The sequence below is a fragment of the Streptomyces sp. NPDC050422 genome, from assembly GCF_044458665.1.
Lineage (GTDB): Bacteria > Actinomycetota > Actinomycetes > Streptomycetales > Streptomycetaceae > Streptomyces.
On record NZ_JBITIE010000006.1, the window covers coordinates 1 to 22,420 of the forward strand.

The 22,420-nt window shown below is 70.5% G+C and carries 21 protein-coding genes and 6 tRNA genes; 10 read left to right on the forward strand and 17 right to left on the reverse strand.

The features are described from left to right. Window positions 1-97: 97 nt before the first annotated feature. From ACIBJG_RS09895 to ACIBJG_RS09905, 3 genes are read right to left on the reverse strand one after another with little or no spacing between them, the layout of a single operon-like run. Window positions 98-2,668: an ABC transporter permease gene (locus tag ACIBJG_RS09895; RefSeq protein WP_399306319.1), complete on the reverse strand. Its 2,571-nt coding sequence runs from the start codon at window positions 2,666-2,668 to the stop codon at window positions 98-100. Then, on the reverse strand, window positions 2,665-3,441 hold the full coding sequence (locus tag ACIBJG_RS09900) for an ABC transporter ATP-binding protein (protein ID WP_399306322.1): 777 nt from the start codon (window positions 3,439-3,441) through the stop codon (window positions 2,665-2,667). Before ACIBJG_RS09900 ends, ACIBJG_RS09895 begins: the two co-directional genes overlap by 4 nt. Continuing rightward, a complete protein-coding gene (locus ACIBJG_RS09905; protein ID WP_399306324.1) occupies window positions 3,438-3,728 on the reverse strand; it encodes an SHOCT domain-containing protein in 291 nt (96 codons plus the stop codon). Before ACIBJG_RS09905 ends, ACIBJG_RS09900 begins: the two co-directional genes overlap by 4 nt. A gap of 201 nt (window positions 3,729-3,929) precedes the next feature. On the opposite strand from ACIBJG_RS09905, the gene ACIBJG_RS09910 reads away from it, so the two are divergent. Beyond that, complete coding sequence (locus tag ACIBJG_RS09910; protein WP_399306327.1) at window positions 3,930-4,526, forward strand: TetR/AcrR family transcriptional regulator; 597 nt, start codon at window positions 3,930-3,932, stop codon at window positions 4,524-4,526. Window positions 4,527-5,971: 1,445 nt separating this feature from the next. Next, on the forward strand, window positions 5,972-6,139 hold the full coding sequence (locus tag ACIBJG_RS09915; protein ID WP_399306330.1) for a hypothetical protein: 168 nt from the start codon (window positions 5,972-5,974) through the stop codon (window positions 6,137-6,139). A gap of 1 nt (window position 6,140) precedes the next feature. Here the strand turns inward: ACIBJG_RS09915 and ACIBJG_RS09920 are convergent, their stop codons facing one another. Continuing rightward, the gene (locus tag ACIBJG_RS09920; protein WP_399306333.1) at window positions 6,141-6,620 is read right to left on the reverse strand and encodes a bifunctional DNA primase/polymerase; all 480 of its coding nucleotides are present in this window, start codon (window positions 6,618-6,620) and stop codon (window positions 6,141-6,143) included. Between the two features lie 404 nt (window positions 6,621-7,024). Next, window positions 7,025-7,282 (reverse strand): hypothetical protein, encoded by a 258-nt coding sequence (locus ACIBJG_RS09925; protein WP_399306336.1) that lies wholly within the window; start codon window positions 7,280-7,282, stop codon window positions 7,025-7,027. 589 nt (window positions 7,283-7,871) lie between these two features. On the opposite strand from ACIBJG_RS09925, the gene ACIBJG_RS09930 reads away from it, so the two are divergent. Beyond that, entirely contained in the window at window positions 7,872-8,114 is a 243-nt protein-coding gene (locus tag ACIBJG_RS09930) for a hypothetical protein (RefSeq protein ID WP_399306339.1), read from the forward strand. Window positions 8,115-8,382: 268 nt separating this feature from the next. Here ACIBJG_RS09930 and ACIBJG_RS09935 read toward each other — a convergent pair. From ACIBJG_RS09935 to ACIBJG_RS09965, 7 genes are all read right to left on the reverse strand, one after another. Next, window positions 8,383-8,456: transfer RNA gene (locus ACIBJG_RS09935), tRNA-Pro, on the reverse strand. Between the two features lie 133 nt (window positions 8,457-8,589). After that, window positions 8,590-8,660, reverse strand: a tRNA-Trp gene (locus ACIBJG_RS09940). Window positions 8,661-8,734: 74 nt separating this feature from the next. Further along, window positions 8,735-8,809, reverse strand: a tRNA-Arg gene (locus tag ACIBJG_RS09945). Window positions 8,810-8,854: 45 nt separating this feature from the next. Next, window positions 8,855-8,926: transfer RNA gene (locus tag ACIBJG_RS09950), tRNA-His, on the reverse strand. A gap of 131 nt (window positions 8,927-9,057) precedes the next feature. Beyond that, window positions 9,058-9,130 (reverse strand) — tRNA-Asp (locus ACIBJG_RS09955). 102 nt (window positions 9,131-9,232) lie between these two features. Continuing rightward, window positions 9,233-9,317: transfer RNA gene (locus ACIBJG_RS09960), tRNA-Glu, on the reverse strand. A gap of 843 nt (window positions 9,318-10,160) precedes the next feature. Beyond that, window positions 10,161-11,654: a recombinase family protein gene (locus tag ACIBJG_RS09965; RefSeq protein ID WP_399306342.1), complete on the reverse strand. Its 1,494-nt coding sequence runs from the start codon at window positions 11,652-11,654 to the stop codon at window positions 10,161-10,163. Between the two features lie 69 nt (window positions 11,655-11,723). Here ACIBJG_RS09965 and ACIBJG_RS09970 point away from each other — a divergent pair, with 69 nt between their 5' ends. After that, window positions 11,724-12,260 carry a DUF4865 family protein gene (locus tag ACIBJG_RS09970; RefSeq protein WP_399306345.1) on the forward strand — a complete coding sequence of 179 codons (537 nt, stop codon included), beginning with the start codon at window positions 11,724-11,726 and terminating at the stop codon, window positions 12,258-12,260. Further along, the gene (locus ACIBJG_RS09975) at window positions 12,254-13,159 is read left to right on the forward strand and encodes a phosphotriesterase (protein ID WP_399306347.1); all 906 of its coding nucleotides are present in this window, start codon (window positions 12,254-12,256) and stop codon (window positions 13,157-13,159) included. Before ACIBJG_RS09970 ends, ACIBJG_RS09975 begins: the two co-directional genes overlap by 7 nt. A 37-nt stretch (window positions 13,160-13,196) precedes the next feature. Here ACIBJG_RS09975 and ACIBJG_RS09980 read toward each other — a convergent pair whose 3' ends face one another. Continuing rightward, entirely contained in the window at window positions 13,197-14,411 is a 1,215-nt protein-coding gene (locus ACIBJG_RS09980) for an ROK family protein (protein ID WP_399306350.1), read from the reverse strand. A 262-nt stretch (window positions 14,412-14,673) separates the two neighbouring features. Between ACIBJG_RS09980 and ACIBJG_RS09985 the strand changes: the two genes are divergently transcribed. The 4 genes from ACIBJG_RS09985 (at window position 14,674) to ACIBJG_RS10000 (ending at window position 17,437) form a co-directional block, all read left to right on the forward strand. Then, a complete protein-coding gene (locus tag ACIBJG_RS09985; RefSeq protein WP_399306353.1) occupies window positions 14,674-15,795 on the forward strand; it encodes an MFS transporter in 1,122 nt (373 codons plus the stop codon). A gap of 115 nt (window positions 15,796-15,910) precedes the next feature. Beyond that, window positions 15,911-16,282: an SCO4225 family membrane protein gene (locus tag ACIBJG_RS09990; RefSeq protein ID WP_399307183.1), complete on the forward strand. Its 372-nt coding sequence runs from the start codon at window positions 15,911-15,913 to the stop codon at window positions 16,280-16,282. Window positions 16,283-16,303: 21 nt separating this feature from the next. Next, on the forward strand, window positions 16,304-17,059 hold the full coding sequence (locus ACIBJG_RS09995) for a maleylpyruvate isomerase family mycothiol-dependent enzyme (protein ID WP_399306356.1): 756 nt from the start codon (window positions 16,304-16,306) through the stop codon (window positions 17,057-17,059). A gap of 63 nt (window positions 17,060-17,122) precedes the next feature. Beyond that, window positions 17,123-17,437 (forward strand): DUF6332 family protein, encoded by a 315-nt coding sequence (locus ACIBJG_RS10000; protein WP_399306359.1) that lies wholly within the window; start codon window positions 17,123-17,125, stop codon window positions 17,435-17,437. Here the strand turns inward: ACIBJG_RS10000 and ACIBJG_RS10005 are convergent. The 3 genes from ACIBJG_RS10005 to ACIBJG_RS10015 form a co-directional block, all read right to left on the reverse strand. Beyond that, window positions 17,398-18,063, reverse strand: a complete 666-nt coding sequence (locus tag ACIBJG_RS10005) for a response regulator (protein WP_399306361.1) — start codon at window positions 18,061-18,063, stop codon at window positions 17,398-17,400. The genes ACIBJG_RS10000 and ACIBJG_RS10005 overlap by 40 nt on opposite strands. Continuing rightward, window positions 18,060-19,400, reverse strand: a complete 1,341-nt coding sequence (locus ACIBJG_RS10010) for a sensor histidine kinase (protein WP_399306364.1) — start codon at window positions 19,398-19,400, stop codon at window positions 18,060-18,062. Before ACIBJG_RS10010 ends, ACIBJG_RS10005 begins: the two co-directional genes overlap by 4 nt. Before the next feature lie 204 nt (window positions 19,401-19,604). Next, a complete protein-coding gene (locus ACIBJG_RS10015) occupies window positions 19,605-20,399 on the reverse strand; it encodes a TetR/AcrR family transcriptional regulator (protein WP_399306367.1) in 795 nt (264 codons plus the stop codon). Window positions 20,400-20,527: 128 nt separating this feature from the next. On the opposite strand from ACIBJG_RS10015, the gene ACIBJG_RS10020 reads away from it, so the two are divergent. Continuing rightward, window positions 20,528-20,980, forward strand: coding sequence for a nitroreductase family deazaflavin-dependent oxidoreductase (locus ACIBJG_RS10020; protein ID WP_399306370.1), 453 nt, complete (start codon window positions 20,528-20,530; stop codon window positions 20,978-20,980). A 114-nt stretch (window positions 20,981-21,094) separates the two neighbouring features. Here ACIBJG_RS10020 and ACIBJG_RS10025 read toward each other — a convergent pair whose 3' ends face one another. After that, window positions 21,095-22,309 (reverse strand): geranylgeranyl reductase family protein, encoded by a 1,215-nt coding sequence (locus ACIBJG_RS10025; RefSeq protein WP_399306372.1) that lies wholly within the window; start codon window positions 22,307-22,309, stop codon window positions 21,095-21,097. Window positions 22,310-22,420: the final 111 nt, after the last annotated feature.

A 22,420-nucleotide genomic window follows, 5' to 3' on the forward strand; every position in this document is an offset into this window, starting at 1 on the left:
GGCCGCGACATCGACCACCGCACCCGCAGGACCACCGTCCACATCGAGATCAGCACGTTGCCAAACCCGTCAGAGGGCTAACCGAACGGCATTGGCCCTAGTCTGTGGCGATGGCGCGGAGCACATCCAGCCGCGCCGCGCGCCGGGCCGGCCGCCAGCCGGCCAGCGCGCCCGCGCCGATGCCCACCAGGGCAATCACCAGCAGCCGCACCGGTGGGAGGGCGAAGGCGAACGGGGTGTCGCCCGCGCCTTCGGACGCCTTGACCAGGACCCAGCCGAGGAAGCCGCCCAGCAGGAGACCACCGGCCGTGCCGAACGCGGCGACCAGGACGGATTCCCAGCGGACCATGGCCCGCAGTTGCTTCCTGGTCTGTCCGACGGCCCGCAACAGGCCCAGTTCCCTGGTGCGTTCGTGGATGGCCAGGGTGAGGGTGTTCGCAATGCCGAGCAGGGCGATCAGGACGGCGAGTGCCAGCAGCGCGTAGACCAGGGTGAGCATCATGTCGATGCCGCCGGCCGAGGACTGCGCGTACTCGCCGCGGGTCTGCACGTCCGGGTTCCCGTACGCGGCCGAGGCCTTCTCGACCGCTGCCTTACCGTCCGCGGTGGACACCCCGTCCTTGAAGGACACGGCAACCAGCGAGTCGGAGTCCTGACCGCGGTGCGGAGCCCAGGCCTGGCGGGTGATGACGTAGTCGCCCGCCAGTTCCGACTGTGCGTACACGGCCCGGACGGTGAAGGTCCGCTCCTTGCCGTCGGTGAAGGTGAGCCGTGCGGTGGACCCGGCGTGCAGCCCTCGCTTGCCCGCCTCCGTGCCGGAGACGGCGATGCCGTTCGTACCCAGCGCCTTCATCGACCCGTCGACCTTGCCGAGGTCGAGGACCGCGGCGAGCGCGGCCGGGTCCGTGACGGTGAGCGCGCGTCCGGAGCCGTCGACCTCCGCGACACCCTTGCCGAGGCCTACGGCGGTGGCCACGTCGGGCAGCCGGCCGACGGCCGGGGCGAGCCGGGGGCTGAGCCCGCTGCCGCCGGCGCCGAAGGACGGTGCGCTGATGGCCACGTCGCCGGCGAACGAACGGTCGACGGTCTGGTTCATGGTGGCCTTCAGCGAGGCGCCGAACACCGTGAAGAGCGAGACCACCGCGACGCCGATCATCAGGGCGGTCGCGGTCGACGCGGTCCGCTTCGGGCTGCGCAGCGCGTTGCGCCGGGCAAGGTGCCCGGTGGCGCCGCGCAGCCGCCCGAGCGGCGCCCCGAGAATCCGTACGGCGAAGGAGGAGGCGACCGGGCCGAGTACGACGAAGGCGGCGAGTGCCAGCACCGCGCCGGCTGCCGACAGCCAGACGGACGGGTCTGCCAGAGCGCCGGTCAGGATCACGGCGATCGCGGCGAGCAGCAGTCCGAGCCCGGTGACGGCACGCGTCCGGGAGGCGGCCGAGTCGTCGACGGCGCTCTCGCGGAGGGCGGCGAGAGGTGCGGTGCGTCCGGCGTGGACGGCGGGCACCAGGGCAGAGCCGACGCAGACGAGGACGCCGACCGCGAGCGGCAGCAGCATGGACACCCCGCTGATGACCAGGGAGCCCCCGGGGAACGGGAATCCGATCGCGGGGAAGAGCGCCTGGAGGCCGGCGGCGATCCCGATGCCGACGGCCAGGCCGGCCGCGGAGGCGATCACGCCGACGACGGTCGCCTCGGTCAGGGTCGATCCGAGGATCTGCCGGCGGGACGCGCCGAGTGCGCGCAGCAGGGCGTTCTCCCGGGTGCGCTGGGCGACGACGATGGCGAAGGTGTTGTGGATGGAGAACGTCGCGACCAGGAGCACGATGCCGGAGAACACCAGCAGCAGCGTGGTGAACAGGCTGAGGAAGGCGCCGGAGATCATGTCCTGGTTCTCGGCGGCCGAGGCCTGTCCGGTGATGGCCTCGGTGTCCGGGGGCAGCACGGGGCGCAGTGCGTCGACGAGTTCCTGCTGACCGGTGCCGGGACCGGCCCGCACCAGGATGCTCGACGCCTGGCCGGGCTTCGGGGTGAGGTGCTTCTCGGCGTCGGCGAGCGTCATTCCGGTGTACGTCACCTGCCCCATGCCGCCCTCGCCACCGAAGGTGGCCAGGCCGACGACGGTGACGCGGACCGGGTCGGGGGTGCGCAGGACGGTCGTGTCGCCGATCTTCAGCCCGCCCTTGTCGGCGGTGCCGCGGTTGACGACGACTTCACCCGGTGCGGACGGGGCATGGCCCTCGGTCAGCCGGTAGGGGTTGAGCTTCGGGTCGTCGATCCAGTTTCCGGCCAGGGTGGGCGGCCCCTGGCCGCCGATGGGTTTGCCGTCGGCGCCGATCAGCTGGCCGGCGCCCTGGATGTCGGGGGCGACGGCGGCGACCTGGGGCAGTTGCCGGATGCGCTGCACCAGGACGGTGCTCACGGGCTGCCGGGTGCCCTCGGACTCGCCGGAGACGGTGACGACGTTGGTGGAGCGGACGACGGCGTCGGTGCCGCCGGCCGCGTTGCCGAACATCGTGTCGAAGCTCGCCCGCAGCGTGTCCCCCATGACGAGCGTGCCCGCGAGGAAGGCGACGCCGAGCAGGACGGCGGTCAGGGTGCCGACGAAGCGGCGCCGGTGGGTGCGGAGCGAGGAGAGGCTGATGCGCACGGAGGCGCGGGTGCTGGTCATGGCGTCCCCTGGGTGCTCGGCGCGGGGTCGAAGGCCTTGAGGCGGTCGAGTACGCGTTCGGCGGTGGGGTCCGGCATCCGGTCGACGAGCCTGCCGTCGGCGAGGAAGACGACTTCGTCGGCGTGCGCGGCGGCGACCGGGTCGTGGGTGACCATGACGACGGTGCGGCCCGTCTGCCGGACGGTGCGGCCGAGCAGCCGGAGCACCTCCTGGCCGGCGCGCGAGTCGAGGTTGCCGGTGGGTTCGTCGGCGAAGACGACGTCGGGGTCCCCTGCGAAGGCCCGGGCGACGGCGACGCGCTGCTGCTGGCCGCCGGAGAGTTCGCTGGGCCGGTGGTGCAGCCGGTCACGCAGTCCGACGGTGTCGACGATCGCGTCCAGCCGGGCCCGGTCGGGGCTCTCCCCCGCCAGGTCCATGGGGAGCGTGATGTTCTCGGCGACGGTGAGCGTCGGCAGGAGGTTGAAGGCCTGGAAGACGAAGCCGATGCGCCGGCGGCGCAGCAGGGTGAGCCTGCGGTCGTCGAGCGCCCCCAGTTCGGTGTCGCCGATGAACGCCGTGCCGGAGGTGAGGGTGTCGAGTCCGGCGGCGCAGTGCATCAGCGTGGACTTGCCGGAGCCCGAGGGCCCCATGATCGCGGTGAAGCGGCCGGCCGGGAAGTCGACGCTCACCCCGTCCAGGGCCCTGACCTCGGTGTCGCCCGTGCCGTAGACCTTCACCGCGTCGACGACGCGGGCGGCGGCCATGGTGCCGGTGGCGGGAACGGTGGTGGTCATGCCGCACCGCCCTTGCCGTGGATGCCGAACTGTTCGTCGAGGACGGAGAGGCGGCGCCAGTACTCGTCCTCGTCGATCTCGCCGGCGGCGAAGCGCCGTCCGAGCAGGGTGATCGGTGAGGGCTCGGCTGGGCCGTTCTGCGTCATGCGGGCCTGCCAGGGGCCGCGTCGGCCGCGCCATACGGTGCGGCGCAGGACGGTGACGACGGTGATGACGACGGCTGCCCAGACGAGCGGGAAGAGGAGGACCCACGGTCCGGGTCCGCCGTCGAAGGCCAGGGTGTTCATCTCGGTCAGCTCCTCGGTTCACAGTGCGGATGCACGCTTTCCTGTCACCACCGAGCCTGTCTCCGCAGGGGGGTCCGCGTCGTCGTACGGCCAGCGGCAGTGCGCGTACCCCGCCGGGAGTAGATGGCGGTCCTGTGGCTGCTCCCGGCCGCCGCGCGCCGGGATCCCGACTCTGTACCTACTGGTATGTACAGTGGCTGCATGAGCACTTCGGACCGTCTGATCGCAGCCACCCAGGAGCTCCTGTGGGAGCGCGGCTACGTGGGCACCAGCCCCAAGGCCATCCAGCAGCATGCGGGCGCGGGCCAGGGCAGCATGTACCACCACTTCGCCGGGAAGCCGGATCTGGCGCTGACGGCCATCCGCCGCACGGCCGAGGAGCTGCGCGGGACGGCGGGCCGGCTGCTGGACGCGCCCGGTTCGGCGTACGAGCGGATCTCGGGCTATCTGCTGCGTGAGCGCGACGTGCTGCGCGGCTGCCCGGTGGGGCGGCTGACGATGGACCCCGAGGTCATCGCGAGCGACGAGCTGCGGGCACCCGTCGACGAGACGATCGCCTGGCTCCGCGGCCGGCTCGCCGGGATCGTCCAGGAGGGCCTGGAACGCGGCGAGTTCGACCGTCCGCTGGTACCCGCGGACATCGCGGCGTCGATCGTCGCGACCGTGCAGGGCGGCTACGTGCTGGCCCGCGCCTCGGGCTCGACGGACGCCTTCGACGCGGCCACCCGCGGCCTGCTCGCACTGCTGGCCCCCGCCCCGACGCCGCCTGACTCCCTCACGTACGCCACCGACTCCTGAGGAGCGCACGATGCACGCTTGCGGAGGTTACGCGTCACCGTGGCGTACATGCGCCGGAGTTCGGGGGTGTTGTAGAGGTGGGTCTCGTCGAAGCAGACCCACGTTTCCTTACCGCCGTCCTTCGAGGAGGACGAGGCAGTGGACGGTGTGATCTCTCCGCCGTCGGGAAAGTTGATCTTCGTCAGACCGGGGTCCACGTTCGGAACGTGGCTGAGGCGCGCTGCCTCGTCGGTCAGGTTGAAGTAGACCGTGTCGTAGACGTTGCCGGTCTGGCCCTCTTCGGTAGCCATGATCCGGAGATACGGCACGGTGACCGGGCGACCCATCGGCTCGCCGGCCTCGTAGACGTACTCGAAGCCGAGCCCCCATGGATCGCGGTAGACCTCGCCGCCCTCCGCCCAGTTGAGGAAGCGGCAGGGGCCAAGAGCCTCAAAGAGACCGAGCCTGGCGCCCAGACCGGACTTGTCGCAGCCCTTCGGGCGGGAGAAGAACGCGGAGTCGTACATCATGCGACCGTCGTCCTTGCCGCCTTCGCCCAGTGCGTAGCAGTCGACGACGAAACCTGTGTACTCGTCTCCGTGGGAAACAGGCATGCCCTGGACGTCGCCAGGGCCGTGAACAACGAAGTACTCCATCCACGCGACCGCAAGCCAGCCCAGAGAGCGCGAGCGATCGTGTCCGGGGGCGCGTACTGTGACGTGCGGCATCGGCGCCCCCTCTCTGGAGTTGTCCGGTCAGCCTCGCTCGCCGTGAGTTGATGTCTGAGACGTTCTGAGGGGCCTGTACGGGCGCCTGCGGGCGTGCGGTGGGCTCGTCGACCTTGAGCTTCAGGCGTGCCCTGTCCTCCGGCGTGGCGCCGAACTTGGCTGCTCTGAGGCGGACTTCAGCGGCTAGGGTCCACTGACCCTTCTCCCACATCGCGTGATGCATCAGCGCCGTGTCGACGAGGAACGACCAGTCAGTTCCCGTGAACGTCTGCGCCTGTGGGGACGTCCGCCACTCGTGCCACCACGCCTGCGTCATCGGGTGCCACTCGATGAGTTCACCGGTCTTGGTGTTGACGCCTAGGACACCCTCCGGCAGCTCAGGGCCGCGAAGTTCGTCGTCTTGGGTGATTACCGTTTCCGGCTCCGCGGCGTTGCGCCGGCGGCGCTTGGATGGGTCTTTGGGGGTGGGGCCTCGTCCGGCCATGAATCCTCCCTTGCTCTGCTAGAGTTCAAGACGCTGTAGGGGCTCCTGACTGCCCCTGCCGCGCAACGGAAGAGGCTGGTTGCCAGCGTCGTAGGACACTTTCGAGCTCGTGCCGTGTACCAGTGCTTGGGTTTCCCATCACTGACGCACGCTGTCAGGGGACGAACTCGGTTCGACCATGCCGTAGTGAGCATGGGTCGGATCGAGCGCGCCCATGCCCGGTCCGACCCCGTATAGAGGGGTTGACAGACCGGATGGACATCTACGGACTGGCGGCGCTAGTCGTGGCATCTGTCAGTGCGCTGACGTGGATTCTCGTCACCGCACTGCGCAAGGTCCCCAGCGTCTGCAAAGAGGCGGAGAAGGCCGTTCGAGCTATTCGCTCGTTGCGCAACGTCATCCGCGGCCAGGATCGCGAGTAGGTCACCGACTCACAGTCAGCCTGGTCACCACCGCGGAAAGGTCAGCGAGGATCGACGGACAGGAGCCATGTCGGCGCCCCGTCATTGCGATGTACCGGCCGGTTCCGTAGATCTCCACGGCCGTACCGTCGGGACGTCGAATGCGGCGTCCCTGTCGGACGTCCGCGCGACCCCAGATGTGCAGCCCGTCGCCGGACGGGGACACCTCTACGTAGGTGGTGCCCGCGTCACGCACGATAGCTGCGGCCCACGGGGCGAGTCGCCCGGTGAGCCGGTCAAGGCAGTGGTCCAGGTCGATACAGACCACGTCGTCGACGTCGGATAGGACGAATCCCGTCCCGACGCCGGCCGTCGACTTCACGGCCTCGGTGTAGCTGCTCCACGTCCGCGGGTCCGTGCTGGACGCTGCCATGCCGGCAACCGTGAGCGGGACCTTCGTGGAGGAGCGTCGAACCCACCTGTCGCGGGTCGTCAGCTCCACGGGGAGCGAAGTCTTAGATGCGCGCGAAAGCGCCTTCCGGCACCGAGGCGAGCACGTGCGTGTGTGTGGGAGCGCGCCATGATCGGCAGCTCCGCGGGGCACATCGCACAGGTTCGGGTCATGGGTTCAGTGTAGTAGGGGCCGGTCACACTTTCAAGCCTCCCACCTGCACTGATGTCGTCGACCCGCTGTGCCGGCGAGTCACACTTTGACGCCTCCCGCGCCCCTCAGATGCCTCCAGGAGGCGCTGTGCGGGCACCTGACGGCCTACCAGGGCGGCCGGCTCGGAAGCCTGATTTCAAGTCCCCAGACCCGTACAGAAAGCGAGGCCCAGCACACTTACGGTCTTCATAGTCTTGATCATGGGGATACCCCCCTGGGTGATCATGGTCGGACGATCTTGATCACATGATCTTGGCAGTGAATCCGGCTCGACTCTCGCGACGATCACCGTCAGCGTGCTCGCCCTTGATCTCCAGGCGAGCCGGCACAAGCGTGATCGTCACTGTCGTCAGCGTTCGGTCAGCCTGAGTTCCGACTGCGATCTTCGGAGGCTTCGCAAGTCGACCAACATCAACGCCGTTGACGATCACTCGTGTGACGCTGAGTCCATCCTCGCCTGTGTCCTCTGCCTCCTCCAGCACCACGTGGGCGCCGCTCATGGGAGCCTGTGTGAGGGCGGGAACACCACTACCTCAGGCCCACGCTCACTCCTGCGAGTACGCACCACGCTGCACCACCGCTCCTCACCCACCATCACGTGCACATGCGTGCGCGGGGTGGTGGTAGGCAACAGCCCACCACGTGCGTAGGGCCTGCACATCCCCCACAGACTGGCGCTGAAGCGCTGTAGTACTGCTCTCATCAGTCCTCCAGGGCAGGGTGTACAGAAGGGGGCCTGTGCACAGAGGCCCGTGTGAGGGTGGCTGCTGTGCCTCCCTCACTGCTGGACTTCTGGGTGTGGCACCAGGAGCACAGGCTCTGTAGCGCCTCCATGCGGTGATCGTCTCCTGCCTCGATGTGGTCCACCTGATTCGCAGGCAGGCCACATCGTCGGCCGTCGGAGAAGAGCGCCATGCATGAGTGATTGTCGCGACGCAGTACGCGCCTACGCAGCGATGCCCAGTTCTTCGGGAGCCTGGCCCGGCGGTCAGATCCCGTCCATGCCGCCATCTCGCCACCTCCAGTAGGGATTCGCGCGTACGCTCAGGTCATTCGCGGCAGGGGGCTGCTCAAGATTCGGGGGACGTCGTGGAGTTCAAGCTGTTCGGGAAGCACATCGCTGGCGCACCTGCGCCGCTCACGCCCGACCGTGTCGCCCTGAAGGCGTACAAGAAGGGGCTGACGGTCCATGAGCGCGTTGCCGTCGGTGGCATTCACAACCCGGAGAAGCTGATCACCCGCGTCGAAATGGCAGGCTGGAAGCTTCAGTTTCGGGAGGTCCATCCAGCCGGCGACCGCACGCACCTGACGTTCAGGCGCGTCGGTGCGTGACGTCCTCGTCCGCCCACTCGCGGCGCCAGGAGCGTTCCTCGCGCACGCGCATCGCCCGAACGTCGTACTTCGGACGGGGCGTGTGCGTGCGTCGACAGCGCGGAGAGCAGCCGGAGCCGGCGAATCCTGCCGCGCCAAGCATGCGAACCATCGCTCCTCCTGGAAATTGCGCAGCCCCACTCACGGGTGAGTGCTCGTCACCGTGAGCGGGGCCGGTCTCTGCCTCCAGCGGAGCCCTGTGACCGGAAGGTCCGGACGCTGGATCAAGTCGGGGTGGCCAGGTTCGAACTGACGGCCTCCTGCTCCCAAAGCAGGCGCGCTACCAAGCTGCGCCACACCCCGAAGGTGCTGTCCGGGCCCCGCCGTCGGACAGCCACAGCGGACCACGCGTGCGGTCCAGAGCGCTTCTGGCCGCACGTCGGGAGCTGCTACTTAGGCCGCGCGCTAGCTAGTCGCAGCACGGGACGGCCCTATGCCCGGATGGAGGGAATCGGACCCCCGTAGGCGGCTTTGGAGACCGCTGCTCTGCCACTGAGCTACATCCGATTGACGTCGGCCGCAGTGTCACCGGACCGTTCTCCGGGTGCGATGGTTTCCCCTCGCCTACGTCCGTCCGTCAGTGGTCCCGGAAGGATTTGAACCTCCGCCCTCCGCGTTCGTAGCACGGCGCTCTATCCAGGCTGAGCTACGGGACCGTGTGTGCGTTAACCGGGCACACTGCCGGGACCTGCTTTCGGTCGTCCCTCCGCCCGGAGTCGAACCGGGATCAGCGCGACCACAACGCGCGGCTCTAGCCATTGAGCTACGAAAGGTGTGCGACGTCAGAGGCTGGCTCCCGGTCGCCAATCGGCGGGTCCGACAGTGCGTGACGTCGAAGCCGAGGCGTCCGGCGGACCGCACGGACATGCCGCCATCCCCGTTCTTCCGGACTTCGCCTCGTCAGCGCTCCCGATCGGATTCGAACCGACGCCCCTCCGCTCGACAGGCGGACGCTCTAACCGCTGAGCTACGGAAGCATGCGAGCGCCACGCGAGATGCGCCGTAGCGACTCGCCGCGCTCTCTGGGGCAGGGACGTGAACCCGAAGGCTCATTGGGTGTGCACGCCAGCGGGACGAAGCGTCGCGGACGGGATTTGAACCCGTGACGTCACCCCCAACGACTGAAAGTCGCTGAGGGCTGCTCTGCCAGACTGAGCTACCGCGCAAGCGTGCGCATCACTCCGCCTCGTCCTACCCCGTCGTTCGCGCACGGCGTCAACGGGGATACTGCTCAGGACGAGGGGAACACCGCGCCACTCGCCGGCGTCGCCACCCTCGTCCTGAAGTTCTAGTTGATGCTCAGCGCGCCCGGTGCCGTGCGCACTTCCCGTCGCTCCGGGCGAACCGCACACACCCCTCGGTGGTGCAGTCCTCCGCCGGCTGCACCTTCCGCACGACCTGCGCGCGGTATCGGGCGAGAGCGTGCGCAGGGCAGCGCGGGCCGACCTCCGCCAGGTTCTGGCAGTCATCGTCACAGCACGTGGGATGGATCATCGGAGCCCCTCAGGTTCTGGGGCGCCTCGCGCTCCCCTCCCCTTAGTTATGGGGCGATGGAGGCAAGATGTGACGCCCGACGTCGCTGCAACTTGCTCAACCGGAGGAGAGGTACGGGAGCGAAGGAGCGACGTCGGGCGCAGGAGGGAAGCGAGAACGCTTCCTGTTCTTACCTCAGTTATAGGGCGCTTGTGACGCGGGATCCTCCTCCGCCCCCGATCCGGCGCGGACAGACCGCTGGACAAAAAGACAAACTAACCCCCTATTTTACTTCTCTCTAACGCGCGTCAAGGAGAAAGGAAAATAGGGGGTTAGTTCGTCCTTTTGGCCAGTCTGGCACGCAAGCAGGTACGCAGCGCGACGAGTTGACCCCTCATCAGCACTCACTGTAGTTGTCCACAGGCGCTTGTGGACAACAGAGGCTGCGGGCGACGTCGACGAGGGGGCGGAGGAGGCGCGACGAGAGGGTCGACGAGGCCGCAAAGCCCTCTCGAAGCTTTACCTCCCCATTATCTAAAGGCGGTCTTCAGGCTGCGCCCACTTGATCACACAGCGCTCGTCACCCACGAACGGACGCCCGCGTGCTCCGCGGGTGATCGTCACCCGGTCGATGGCGAGGCGGATCAGGTCCCGACGGAGGTCAGCGTCGGCAGCCTGCCACGCCTCGCTCATAGTCTCCGGCTCGTCGAACAGCGCCAGATTGACCGGCCCGCCGTACTCCGCCGCCCGCTCCGACGCTACCGCTAGGTCTGCCTCCGCCTCTTCGACAAGCCGCGGGAAGAACCTCCCCATGGCGCCGCTGTACACGCCGGCCCGGCGGTCCATGGCCAGCTGCTCAAGCGCCTTTTCGGCACCCTTGACGGCCGCCAGCGCCCCTCGATGTTCCTCTGTCTCCTCCGGCTTGGTCAGAGCCACCCAGCGCTCCGCCACGACGACCATCAGCGGGCTGGCATCGTCAACGCGCGCCGACAGAATGGCCGCCTGCCACTCGTCGTACACGTAGCTCTCCAGCAGCGAGCGCATGACCGACGCAGGACGCGGGCAGGGCTGCCCCACCGTGTAGCGGTAGCACCTGTAGGACCGCCCGTGGATGGCCGTGCCTCCTCCGCAGCCCTCACACGTCAGCAGCCCCGTCAGAAGGTGTCTAGGCTTTCGGCTGCGGTATTCCGGCGCCACTACGGAATGGCCTGCGACTGCCAGTCGCGCGGCTTTGACGAGTTCCGGAGGCACAGGCTCTACGTCATCAGCAAGAACGGAGACACGTTCGCCCCGACGGTTCCGGTAGGCGATCGACCGCCCTCCCTTGACGAGTGCTACCGCCTGCCACCCTTCATACACCGGGCTTTGGATGATGCGGTGAATGGTGGAGCCGCCCCACGGACCGCCATTCGCCGCGGGCTTATTGTCGGCCGTCAGCCCCATTGCAATCGTGCGCCCGGACTTCCCCTCCGCCGTTTCCTCGAAGATGCGCAGCACGGTGGGCCACGCCTTGCTGTGCTTCAGTTTCCGCGACGTCGGGTCGGAGATTTCAAACCCGTACGGGGCCGCGCTTAGCCAGGCGCCTTCCTCGCGCTGCTGCGCTTTGGTGTCCAGCACACGATGGGACAGGAGTTCTGAATACTCGCGCGCCTCTTCAGCGCGGTTGATGATCTGTTTTCGGTCGCGAGGCTCGGCGGAGTCCAGTCGCTCGTAGTCGAATACGAGTCGCTTGCCCGAATCCAGGAGGGGGAGAACAGACCCCGCCCCCTTCCGCGAGAAACGGTCCAGTGCGTAACACCACAGCGCAGGTACCTCGTCGGCGCCCAGCGCTGAAATCGCCTTGTCGAACTCCGGGCGCGTGGAGTCGCTGTACGCGCTCAGGTTGTCGGACCACACCTTGCGTACCGTGTAGTCGTGCTCTTCCGCCCACCGTCGTCCGCGACTCTCCTGCGCGCGGAACGTCAGCGCGCGGTCCCGCTCTCGAGTGATCTTGGACTTGCGAAGGTAGAGGTCGATCTCTTGAGACATGCAGTCCTCCCCGGGGGTTCAATCCTAGTATGGCGTAGTGTCCATGCCGCTCTGCCCGCCGAGTACGACATGGGCGTCATCCGCGACCGGGTCGCGACGAAGGGCCACCTCATGGACGCCTTCCCGGGGCTCGGCATCAAGGCGTACCTGATGCGGGAGCGCGGCGAGCACTCCCCGGTCAACCAGTACGCGCCGCTCTATCTCTGGAGCTCGCCCGAGGGCATGAACTCCTTCCTGTGGGGGCCCGGATTCCAGGGCATCGTGCGGGACTTCGGGCGCCCCGAGGTGCAGCACTGGGCCGGCCTGTCGTACGAGGAGGGGCCGTCCTCGGCCACGTTCCCCCGCTCGGCCACCCGCCTCCGTTCGCCCGTCCCGCCCTCGATCGCTCCGGGGGACGCGATAGGGGCCGCGGTGGAGCAGAGCCGGCGCCTCGCCAAGACGCCGGGCGCGGTCGCCACGGCTCTGGCCGTCGACCCACGCCACTGGGAACTGCTCCACTTCACGCTCTGGGACCACCCCGCACCGCAGGAGGCCGGCGACGTTTACGAGGTGCTCCACCTCAGCCGGCCGGAGCGCGATCAGCTCGGGACGGGGCGCCAGTGGTAGCCGCGGTCCGCACCGTCCTCGGGGACATCCCGGCGGACGGGCTCGGTGTGTGCGACGCGCACGACCATCTCTTCCTGCGCAGTCCCGTACTGCCGGGCCAGGAGCTCGACGACCCCGTCGCGGCGGCCGAACGGCTGCGGGCCTTCGGCGGGTTCGGCGGCCGGTCCGTGGTGCAGTGGACGCCGTACGGTATGGGGCGCCGTGCCGATGTGCTGGCGGAACTGTCCCGTTCGACGGGGACACATGTGGTGGCGGCGACGGGTCTGCACCAGGCCGTGCACTACCCGGCCGCGGTGCTCGACCGGATCCGGGACGACCTCGCCTCGCTGTTCGTCTCGGAGCTGACCGACGGGATCGGCTCCACTACGGTGCGAGCAGGGCTGATCAAGGTCGCCGGCGCCTTCCACGCGCTCGACGCCCACGCCCGGCTCACCATGACGGCGGCCGCCGAGGCACATCACCGCACCGGGGCGCCGATCGCCGTCCACCTGGAGCTGGGCACGGCAGCGCAGGACGTACTCGACCTGCTGTGCGGCACGTTGGGCGTCCCGCCGCACCGCGTGATCCTCGGGCACCTCGGCCGGTCGCCCGACGGTGCCGCGCAGCGGGAGGTGGCGCGGGCCGGGGCGTTCCTCGCGTTCGACGGGCCGTCGCGGGCCCACCACGCGACGGACTGGCGGCTGCCCGAGGAGCTCGCGGCACTGGCCGGCGCCGGCTTCGGCGGGCAGTTGCTGCTGGGCGGTGACACCACCGTGTCGGAGACCCCCGGCATGCCGCATCTGCTGAACCGGCTGCGCCCCCGGCTGACCGAGGTACTGGGGGCAGCGGCCGTGACCGACATGCTGATCACCAACCCGGCACGGGCGTTCGCGTTCGAGACACCGGCGCAGATCGCCTGAAGGGGGAGGAGTGCCGCCCCGCAATGCCGTCCAATCCTCAGGCGAGCGCGCCCAGCGGGTCGTCCAGCACCGGCTGCCAGGCCAGCTCCGCCGCGCCGACCAGGCTGTTGTGGTCGAGGGTGCACGGCAGGATCGGCACACTGCCGCTTCGCCCCCACAGGCTGCGGTCCGCGACCACCGCTCGCAGCCGTTCCGGGTCGGCGTCCAGGAGGGCGCGGTGCAGCCCGCCGAGGATGATGCGGTCCGGATTGAGGATGTTGACGAGTCCGGCGAGCCCGAGGCCGAGCCGGTCGATCAGCTCCTCGGCGGCGTTGCGCACCGCCGCGTCGCCGTACTCGTTGCGCAGCAGGTCCCCGGACTGTTTGAGCAGTGACTCCTCGGGGCCGGGGGCACGTCCGGCCGCGGTGAGGAAGGCGAGCGGGTCGGTCTCGACGTCGAGGCAGCCGCGGCCGCCGCAGTGGCAGGGGCGGCCCTCGGGGTTGACCGTGAGATGGCCGACCTCCAGGGCAAGTCCCGAACTCCCGGTGTGCAGACGGCCGTCCAGGACGAGCGCGCCGCCGACACCGCGGTGGCCGGTGGCGACGCACAGCAGGTGCTGCGCCCCGCGCCCGGCTCCGTGACGGTGCTCGGCGAGAGCGGCGAGGTTGACGTCGTTCCCGGTGAACGCCGGTCCGGTGATGCCCGCTTCGCGGACGCAGGTGGCGAAGATCTCGCGGACCGGGGCGCCGGCGGGCCAGGCGATGTGGAGCGGGTTGAGGGCGGTGCCTTCCGGCTCGGCGACGGCGGACGGCACCGCGAGGCCCGCCCCGACGCAGCGCAGGCCACTGTCGCGCAGCAGCCGTGCGCAGTCGTCCACGACTTCGCCGATGACCTGGGCGGGGTCGGCCGTGATGGTGACGCAGCCGGGCGCGGTCGCGACGAGCCGGCCACCGAGCCCGACCAGCGCGGCCCGGAACCCGTCCGCGTGCACCTGGGCGGCGAGGGCCACGGGTCCGGACTCGCGCACGGCCAGCCGGTGCGAGGGCCGGCCCTGCGATCCGGCGGCCGAGCCGGGGCTGGAGTCGACCTGGATCAGGCCGAGCGCCTCCAGTTCCGCGGCAACCGCTCCGGCGGTGGCACGGGTGACACCCAGCTCGGAGGTGAGGACGGCGCGGGTGGGCGCGCGTCCGGTGTGGACCAGTTCCAGCGCGGGTCCGAGCGCGCTGCGGCCCCTCTCCAACTTCGTCCGGGTGGTGGTCCCCTTGCCGTTCATGGGGGCGAGTCTCCCATGATCCGGAGGTGGTGCCGACGCCGCGGCGTCCGCTCTCCCCGCCGCGCCACGCCGCTCCACGGCGTGGAACCTCCGCGCCCGGCACGCCGCCCGGGCCCGGTGGACGGCCGTCTTGCGCCCGCCGTCCGCGGGCCCCTATGCTGACTTTGTGCCGCAACTAAACAAACTGCGGACGGCACTGCCGGGGGGACCGGGCGGAAACACCGCCCCACCTTCATCGACACGCCTCCGTACCGCGCTGACCGTGTTCTTCGCCCTCGACGGGTTCCTCTTCGCCGGCTGGGTGGTCCGCATCCCGGCCATCAAGCAGCAGACCGGCGCCTCGGCCTCCACCCTCGGCCTCGCACTTCTCGGCGTATCCGCCGGTGCCGTGATCACCATGATGCTCACCGGGCGGCTCTGCCGCCGTTTCGGCAGCCATCCGGTGGCCGTGGTCTGCGGCGTTCTGCTGCCGCTCAGCATCGCCCTGCCCGCCCAGACCCATTCGGCACTCTCGCTCGGGCTGGTACTGCTGGTGTTCGGCGCCGCGTACGGCGGCATGAACGTGGCGATGAACAGCGCGGCGGTGGATCTGGTCGCCGCTCTGCGGCGCCCGGTGATGCCCAGCTTCCACGCCGCGTTCAGCCTCGGCGGCATGATCGGCGCCGGGCTGGGCGGCCTCGTCGCGGGCGGCCTCTCGCCCTCCGCGCACCTGCTCTGCCTGACCGGAATCGGACTGCTCGTCACCGCCTTCGCGGGCCCGGTCCTGCTGCGGTACCCGTCGCTCAAGCCCGCCCCGACGGCGGCCGACGGCGAGGCGGGCCCCCAGCGCCTGAGCGGACGGACGCGCCGTGTGGTGATCCTGTTCGGCGTGATCGCGCTCTGCACCGCGTACGGCGAGGGCGCCCTGGCCGACTGGGGCGCCCTTCATCTGGAGCAGGACCTGCACGCCCACCCAGGGATCGCGGCGGCCGGCTACTCGCTGTTCGCGCTCGCCATGACGGCGGGCCGGCTCACCGGCACGGCACTGCTGGAGCGGCTCGGGCAGACCCGGACCCTGGTCGCGGGCGGCGGCACCGCGGCGGCCGGGATGTTGCTCGGCTCGCTCGCCCCGACCACCTGGCTCGCCCTCCTCGGGTTCGCCGTCACCGGACTCGGTCTGGCGAACATCTTCCCGGTGGCCGTCGGCAGGGCAGGCGAGCTGGCCGGCCCCGGCGGAGTGGCCGCGGCCTCGACGCTCGGCTACGGCGGGATGCTGCTCGGGCCGCCCGCCATCGGCTTCCTGACCGACTGGTTCTCCCTACCCGTGGCCCTGACCACGGTGGCGCTGCTGGCGATCGCCGCGGCGGCCCTGGGTTACGGAGCCCGCAATGCGGCGCACACATGATCGAATGAGTAGCCGTACTCAGGCAGGAACGGTTCTCCCGTCGCAGGATGGAGACGTAACGACCTCCCGCACGCTGTCGCGGGTGAGGTCGTCGGACATCGACGGGGAGCACGCCATGAACAAGCCGGTCCTGACCAAGCAGCACCTCCACACGCTCGCACGCCTCACTTTCGGCAACGCCACGTCGCTGGTCTACCTGGGCGTGGTAGCGGCGACCGCGGTGTTCGTCACGGTGGACACGCTGTTCATCGCCCATGAGGACGCGTCGTTCGCCGGGGTGTGGCTCTTCTTCCTGGCGGCGCCGACCGTCTTCGTCTTCTTCGCCGGTGGTGCGATGCTGGGCGCGGATTCGGCGGCGCCGGACTGGCTGTTCTACCTGGCACTGGTGGTGTCCGTGCTGGTGCAGTCGCTCGCGCTGGGCTGGTTCGCCCGCCTGCTGCGCGGCGGCCGCGGCCGGACCGGCCGGACCCGCCCCCGGAGCGCCTGAGCCCCTGGCACAATCCCTGCCATGAAGATCGTGGAGCACATACAGTCCCTGGCCTCCGAGGGTCGGTTGCTGGCGGACGCGGCCCAGGAGGCGGGGACCGGCGCACCGGTGCCGACCTGTCCGGGCTGGCAGGTGCGCGACCTGCTCAGGCACACCGCGATGGTGCACACCTGGGCGGCCGCCTTCGTCACCGAGGGCCACACCTCGTACGTCCCCGACGCCGGGGAGCCGGACCTGGACGGGCCGGCGCTGCTCGACCGGTTCCGCGCGGGACACCTGCGCCTGGTGGAGGCGCTGGAGCGCGCACCGCAGGACCTGGAGTGCTGGGCCTTCTTCGCGGCGCCGTCACCCCTGGCCTTCTGGGCACGGCGGCAGGCGCACGAGACGACGATCCACCGCGTGGACGCCGAGTCCGCACGCGGCGGGCCCCTCTCCCCCGTGGCGTCCGGCCACGCGGTGGACGGCGTCGACGAGTTGCTGCGCGGTTTCCACGCCCGGCCGAAGAGCAGGGTGCGCACCGATGCGCCGCGAACCCTGCGCGTGCGGGCGACGGACACCGGCACCGTGTGGACCGTACGGCTCTCCACCGAGCCGCCGGCAGCCGTGCGCGAGGACGCGCCGCCCGTACTTCCGCCCGTGGACTGCGAGTTGAACGCCACCGCCGAGGAGCTCTACCTCACGCTCTGGAACCGGCGGTCGCTCACGGCCCTCACGGTGACCGGCGACCCGGGCCTCGCCCGGCTGTGGCGCGAGAACTCCTCGGTCACCTGGTCCTGAGACCGCGGGGACACGCGGCGGGCGGCCTTGTCCATCCGCCACCGCACCTGTGACACTTCGGACATGGAACACCGAAGCCAGGCGGACCGCGACGCCATGACCGTCGAGATCGGCTTCGCCGTGCTGACCGGGGCCCTGCTGGCAGGGGCGGCGTTCGTCGTGGTCTGCGCCCCCGCCCTCCTGCTGGCCCCGGGCGGCGGTGTGGGTCCCGGACTGCTCGCGGCCGCGACCGTCGTGGCCGCACTCGTCTTCATCGGCCGCGTCGTCGACGTCCTGTGGCGGTTCGGGCGCCGCACCACCGAGCGCGAGGTCGACGGGCGCGTTCCCGTGCTGCCGGATCAGCCCAGCCAGCCCGGGCGCACCAACCCCGACTCATAGGCCAGCACGACCAGTTGGGCCCGGTCGCGGGCGGCGAGCTTCACCATGGTCCGGCTGACGTGGGTCTTGGCGGTGAGCGGGCTGACGACGAGACGGCGTGCGATCTCGTCGTTGGACAGACCGATCCCGACCAGCGCCATCACCTCCCGCTCGCGGTCGGTCAGTTCACTCAGGGCGGTCGCCTCGGCGGGTTCCTTGGACCGGGCCGCGAACTCGGCGATCAGGCGGCGGGTGACGCCCGGCGACAACAGTGCGTCCCCGGCGACCACCGCCCGGACGGCCCGCAGCAGCTCTTCCGGTTCGGTGTCCTTGACCAGGAATCCGGAGGCTCCGGAACGGATCGCCTCGAAGACGTACTCGTCGAGTTCGAAGGTGGTGAGCATGACCACCTTCACCTCGTCGAACGCCGGGTCGCTGGTGATGGCGCGCGTCGCGGCGAGGCCGTCGAGGCGCGGCATCCGGATGTCCATCAGCACGGCGTCCGGCCGCAGTTCACGCACCAGACGGACGGCCTCCTCGCCGTCGGCGGCCTCTCCCGCCACCTCGATGTCCGGCTGGGCGTCCAGCAGGGCCCGGAACCCTGCCCGGACGAGCAGCTGGTCGTCGGCCAGCAGTACGCGAATCACGGTGTCTCCTTCCGGTGCGCCGCCCCGCCGGCCGGCAGCGGGAGTTCGGCCCTCACCCGGAAGCCGCCGTCGGGCCGGGTACCCGCCTCGATCGTGCCACCCAGGGCCGCAGCCCGCTCCCGCATGCCGGCCAGTCCGTTGCCGCTGCCCCCGGCGTCCGTGCCGGTGGCGGGCCCCTCGTCGTCGATGCGGAGCGTGATGCGGCCCGGCCCGTAGCCGACCCGTACCTCCGCGGTACGTGACCCGGAGTGCCGCACCACGTTGGTCAGCGCCTCCTGAACGATCCGGAACGCGGCCAGGTCCGCGCCGGGCGGCACGGCCCCGCGTGCGCCGTCCGTAGCGACGGTGACGGTCAGTCCGGCGCTCGCGGCCTGTTCGACCAGTTCGGGAAGCCGGTCGAGTCCGGGGGCCGGCGCCCTGGGCGCGTCACCGGGCGTACGCAGGGTGTCCAGGACCTGTCGCACCTCGCCGAGCGCCTCCTTGCTGGCGTCCTTGATGGTGGTGAGCGCGGTGCGGGCCTGCTCGGGGTCGGTGTCGAGCAGGGCGAGTCCGACGCCCGCCTGGACGTTGATGACGGAGATGCTGTGCGCGAGGACGTCATGGAGCTCGCGGGCCATCCGCAGCCGTTCCTCGTCGGCCCGCCGCTTCTCCGCACGTTGCCGCTCGGCCCGCTGTGCGGCCCACTGCTCACGGCGTACGCGGACGAACTCGGCGGCCGCGACGATGGCCACCACCCAGGCGGCGACGCCCACTTCCTGCCCCCAGGGCGCCGCGGCGTCGCCGTCGGGAGGCAGCCACCGGTAGAGCCAGTGGCCCACGACGAGGTGCCCCACCCACACCATGGCGACCGCCGACCACGCGGCCCGCCGGTATCCGGCGACGACGGCACTGAAACAGCCCACCGCGACGGCCAGGAAGACCGGGCCGTACGGGTAGCCGGCGCCAAGATAGACCGTCGCCGCGGCCGAGGCCCCGAAGACGGCTACCACGGGGTGGCGGTGGCGGAACAGCAGGACCGCCACGGCGACGAGGAGGAGCACCCGGGCGAAGAGGTCGAGCGGGGCCTTCTCGTCCAGCTGCCCGTGGGCCGCGATGGTCGAGCCGGCCATGACGACGACGCCGAGCAGGATCGTGGACGCCCAGGGCAGCCGGTTGGCGGACCGCCCCTGGGCGCCCGTCAGCCAGCGCGGCGGCTCTCCGTGGCTCCAGAAGCCCCACGGGGTCCGGGGGCCGGTCGTCCGTTCGCCCGGCCCGCCGCGCGCCCAGGGGGGCCGACGCGACGGTCCACCCCGAATCCCGGGAGGACCGCCGCCTGTCCGTGCGCGCTGCTCTTCCATGCCCGCCACGCTAGACCGCGCACCTGCGCCCGGGCGTCCGCCGGGCGTGGTGATCACCCGTACTCCCCGGGGAGTACGGCGAACGGGGCCGGCGCCTGCTGCCGGCCGCCGTGGTCGTCTCCGGCCGCTGCCCATGCCGGTGTCCCCGACGCCTGCCCCGGCCACTGCCGGCCGCTGCTTCCGGAGCTGCTGGTTCCGGAGCTGCTAGTTCCGGTCGCCGAGCAGGCCCACCGTACGGCCCAGTTCCGTCACGGACTGCCGGAAGAAGACCTCACGCGCCTCCACCACGTGGTTGAACTGGCCGAAGATCTCGAACGACAGCAGCCCGAAGAGCTGTGACCACGCGGCGACGAACGGCGCGACCACCGCCGGCGGCAGACCCGGGGCGAGGTCGGCGGCCAGCCGTTCGGCCTCGGGGCGCAGTTCCTCGGCGAGCGGTGGCAGGGCGAGCCCCTCCTCGCGCTGCGCGCCCTCGACGACGGCCATCAGAACGTAGGGAACCCGGGACGCGGGGCCGATGGTGACCTGCGGCGCGGTGTAGCCGGGCACCGGTGATCCGTAGATGAGGGCGTACTCGTGAGGGTGCGCGAGGGCCCAGTCCCGTACCGCGCACGCGACCGCGACCCAGTGGGCCAGATGGAGGGCGGGCCGGTTGGCTGCGGTGGCCTTCGCGGCGGGCCGGGCAGGCGCGGTGGCCTTCGCGGCAGCGGGCCGGGCAGGCGCGGTCACCTTCGTCGCCTCTTCCACCGCCGCCCGGTGGGCGAGCTCGGCGGCTTCGCCGACGGAGTCGTACGCATCGACGATCAAGGCGGTGAGCAGCTCGTCGCGGCTGGGGAAGTAGCGGTAGAGCGCCGAGGAGACCATGCCGAGTTCGCGTGCCACGGCGCGCAGCGAGAGTTTGGCCGCGCCCTCGGCCGCGAGCTGCTTTCTCGCCTCGTCCTTGATGGCGGCGGTGACCTCGATGCGGGCCCGTTCCCTGGCTCCCCGGATAGCGCTCATGGCCGCCAGTCTGCCACGGGACGGAAGCACCGACCAATAACGAGAGCAGCGCTCTTGATTTTGAGCGCCAATTCCGTGCACACTGATCTCAAGCGAGAGCACCGCTCTCTCAAACTGTGGGGGTCTCCATGTCGCAGCCGTACTACCTTCAGGGCAGCCCGTTCACCATCCGGATGAACAGCTTCATCGGGTGGCTGGCACGGCACGGGGTCAGCCTGCTCGGTTCGCAGGAGCTCTCGGTGCGGGGTCGCAAGAGCGGGCAGTTGCAGCGGGTTCCCGTGAACCTCCACACCTACGAGGGCGTGCAGTACCTCGTCTCCGCACGGGGCCACTCGCAGTGGGTGCGCAACATGCGGGCCGCTGGCGGCGGAGAGCTGCGGGTGGGCCGTAGGACCCGTGCCTTCACGGCCGTGGAGATCGCGGACGACGAGCAGAAGGTGATCGTCGTCCGCGCCTACCTGGAGCGCTGGGGCTGGGAGGTCAACCAGTACTTCAAGGGCATCACGGCCAAGTCCACGGACGCCGAACTTCTGGCGGCCTGCCCCGACCACCCCGTCTTCCGGATCGCCGTCGAGAGCTGACCCGCGGCCGTACGGCGACGGGCGCCGGGCCGCGGCCGACGAGCGCCGCCCGCGGCCGGAACGCCGCACCGTCCCGATCCGGCCGGGCCCTCGTGCGGCTGTGCTCCCCCGGGTCTACCGGTCCATCGCCGACAGCGCCCGCTGCGCCAGCGGGTGCGAACGGACCAGCTCGGCCAGCGAGGTCGTGCCCCGGGTGATGCCCGCGAACGCGTTCCAAGCAGGACGGAAGCCCGTCAGCACCGCGTGGAGCAGGCCCGGGCGCCGCTCGAAGAGCTTCAGCATGCGCCGTCCCACGCTCATCTCGACACCGAGCCCCGCCTTGATGGCGAACGCGTAGTTGAGCGCCTGGCGGCGGGCGTCCACCGCGTCGTGCGACTCCGCGACCCGCACCGCCCACTCACCGGCGAGCCGTCCCGAACGCAGCGCGAACGAGATGCCCTCCCTGGTCCACGGCTCCAGCAGACCTGCCGCGTCCCCGCACACGAGCACCCGGCCGCGCGAGAGCGGCGAGTCGTCGCTGCGGCAGCGCGTCAGATGGCCGGAGGAGATCTTCGGCTCGAAGCCCGCGAGGCCGAGCCGCGCGATGAAGTCCTCCAGATACCGCTTGGTGCCGCCGCCGTCACCGCGCGCCGAGATCACACCGACCGTCAGGGTGTCGCCCTTGGGGAAGACCCAGCCGTAACTCCCCGGCATGGGGCCCCAGTCGATCAGCACCCGCCCCGCCCAGTCCTCCGCGACCGTCTCCGGCACGGGGATCTCGGCCTCCAGACCGAGGTCCACCTGGTCGAGCTTCACCCCGACATGCGCTCCTATCCGCCCGGCGCTGCCGTCCGCGCCCACGACGGCACGCGCCAGGACGGTCTCGCCGCCGGACAGCACGACCGCGACCGTGCGCCGGTCGGGCACCGCGGCACCGTGCTGCTCGACCCGGGACACCGTCGCCCCGGTGCGCAGTTCGGCACCGGCCTTCTGTGCCTCCTCGACCAGGCCCGCGTCGAACTCGGGGCGGTTGATGAGGCCGAAGAGCATGCGCCTGGAGCGGCGGGTGCGTGCCAGTCTGCCGTTCAGCGAGAACGTGACCGCGTGGATCCGGTCCCGCAGGGGCAGTTCGAAACCGGGCGGCAGCGAATCGCGCGAATACCCGATGATGCCGCCGCCGCACGTCTTGTAACGGGGCAGTTCCGCCTTCTCCAGGAGCAGTACCCGACGGCCGGCGACCGCCGCCGCGTATGCCGCGGAGGCTCCCGCCGGTCCGGCGCCGACTACGACGACGTCCCACACGGACGACTCTTCGTGCTCATGTCCGACGTCTGCGTTCTCGCTGCTCACGATGTGCTTCTGCTCCCGATCCGACCAGTGGCCCAAGCTGCTTCCGGCATCCTACGGCGCGCTGCGGCCGAGCCCTGCTGTGGGAGGATCGGCCGAGCCTCCGTCGTACCT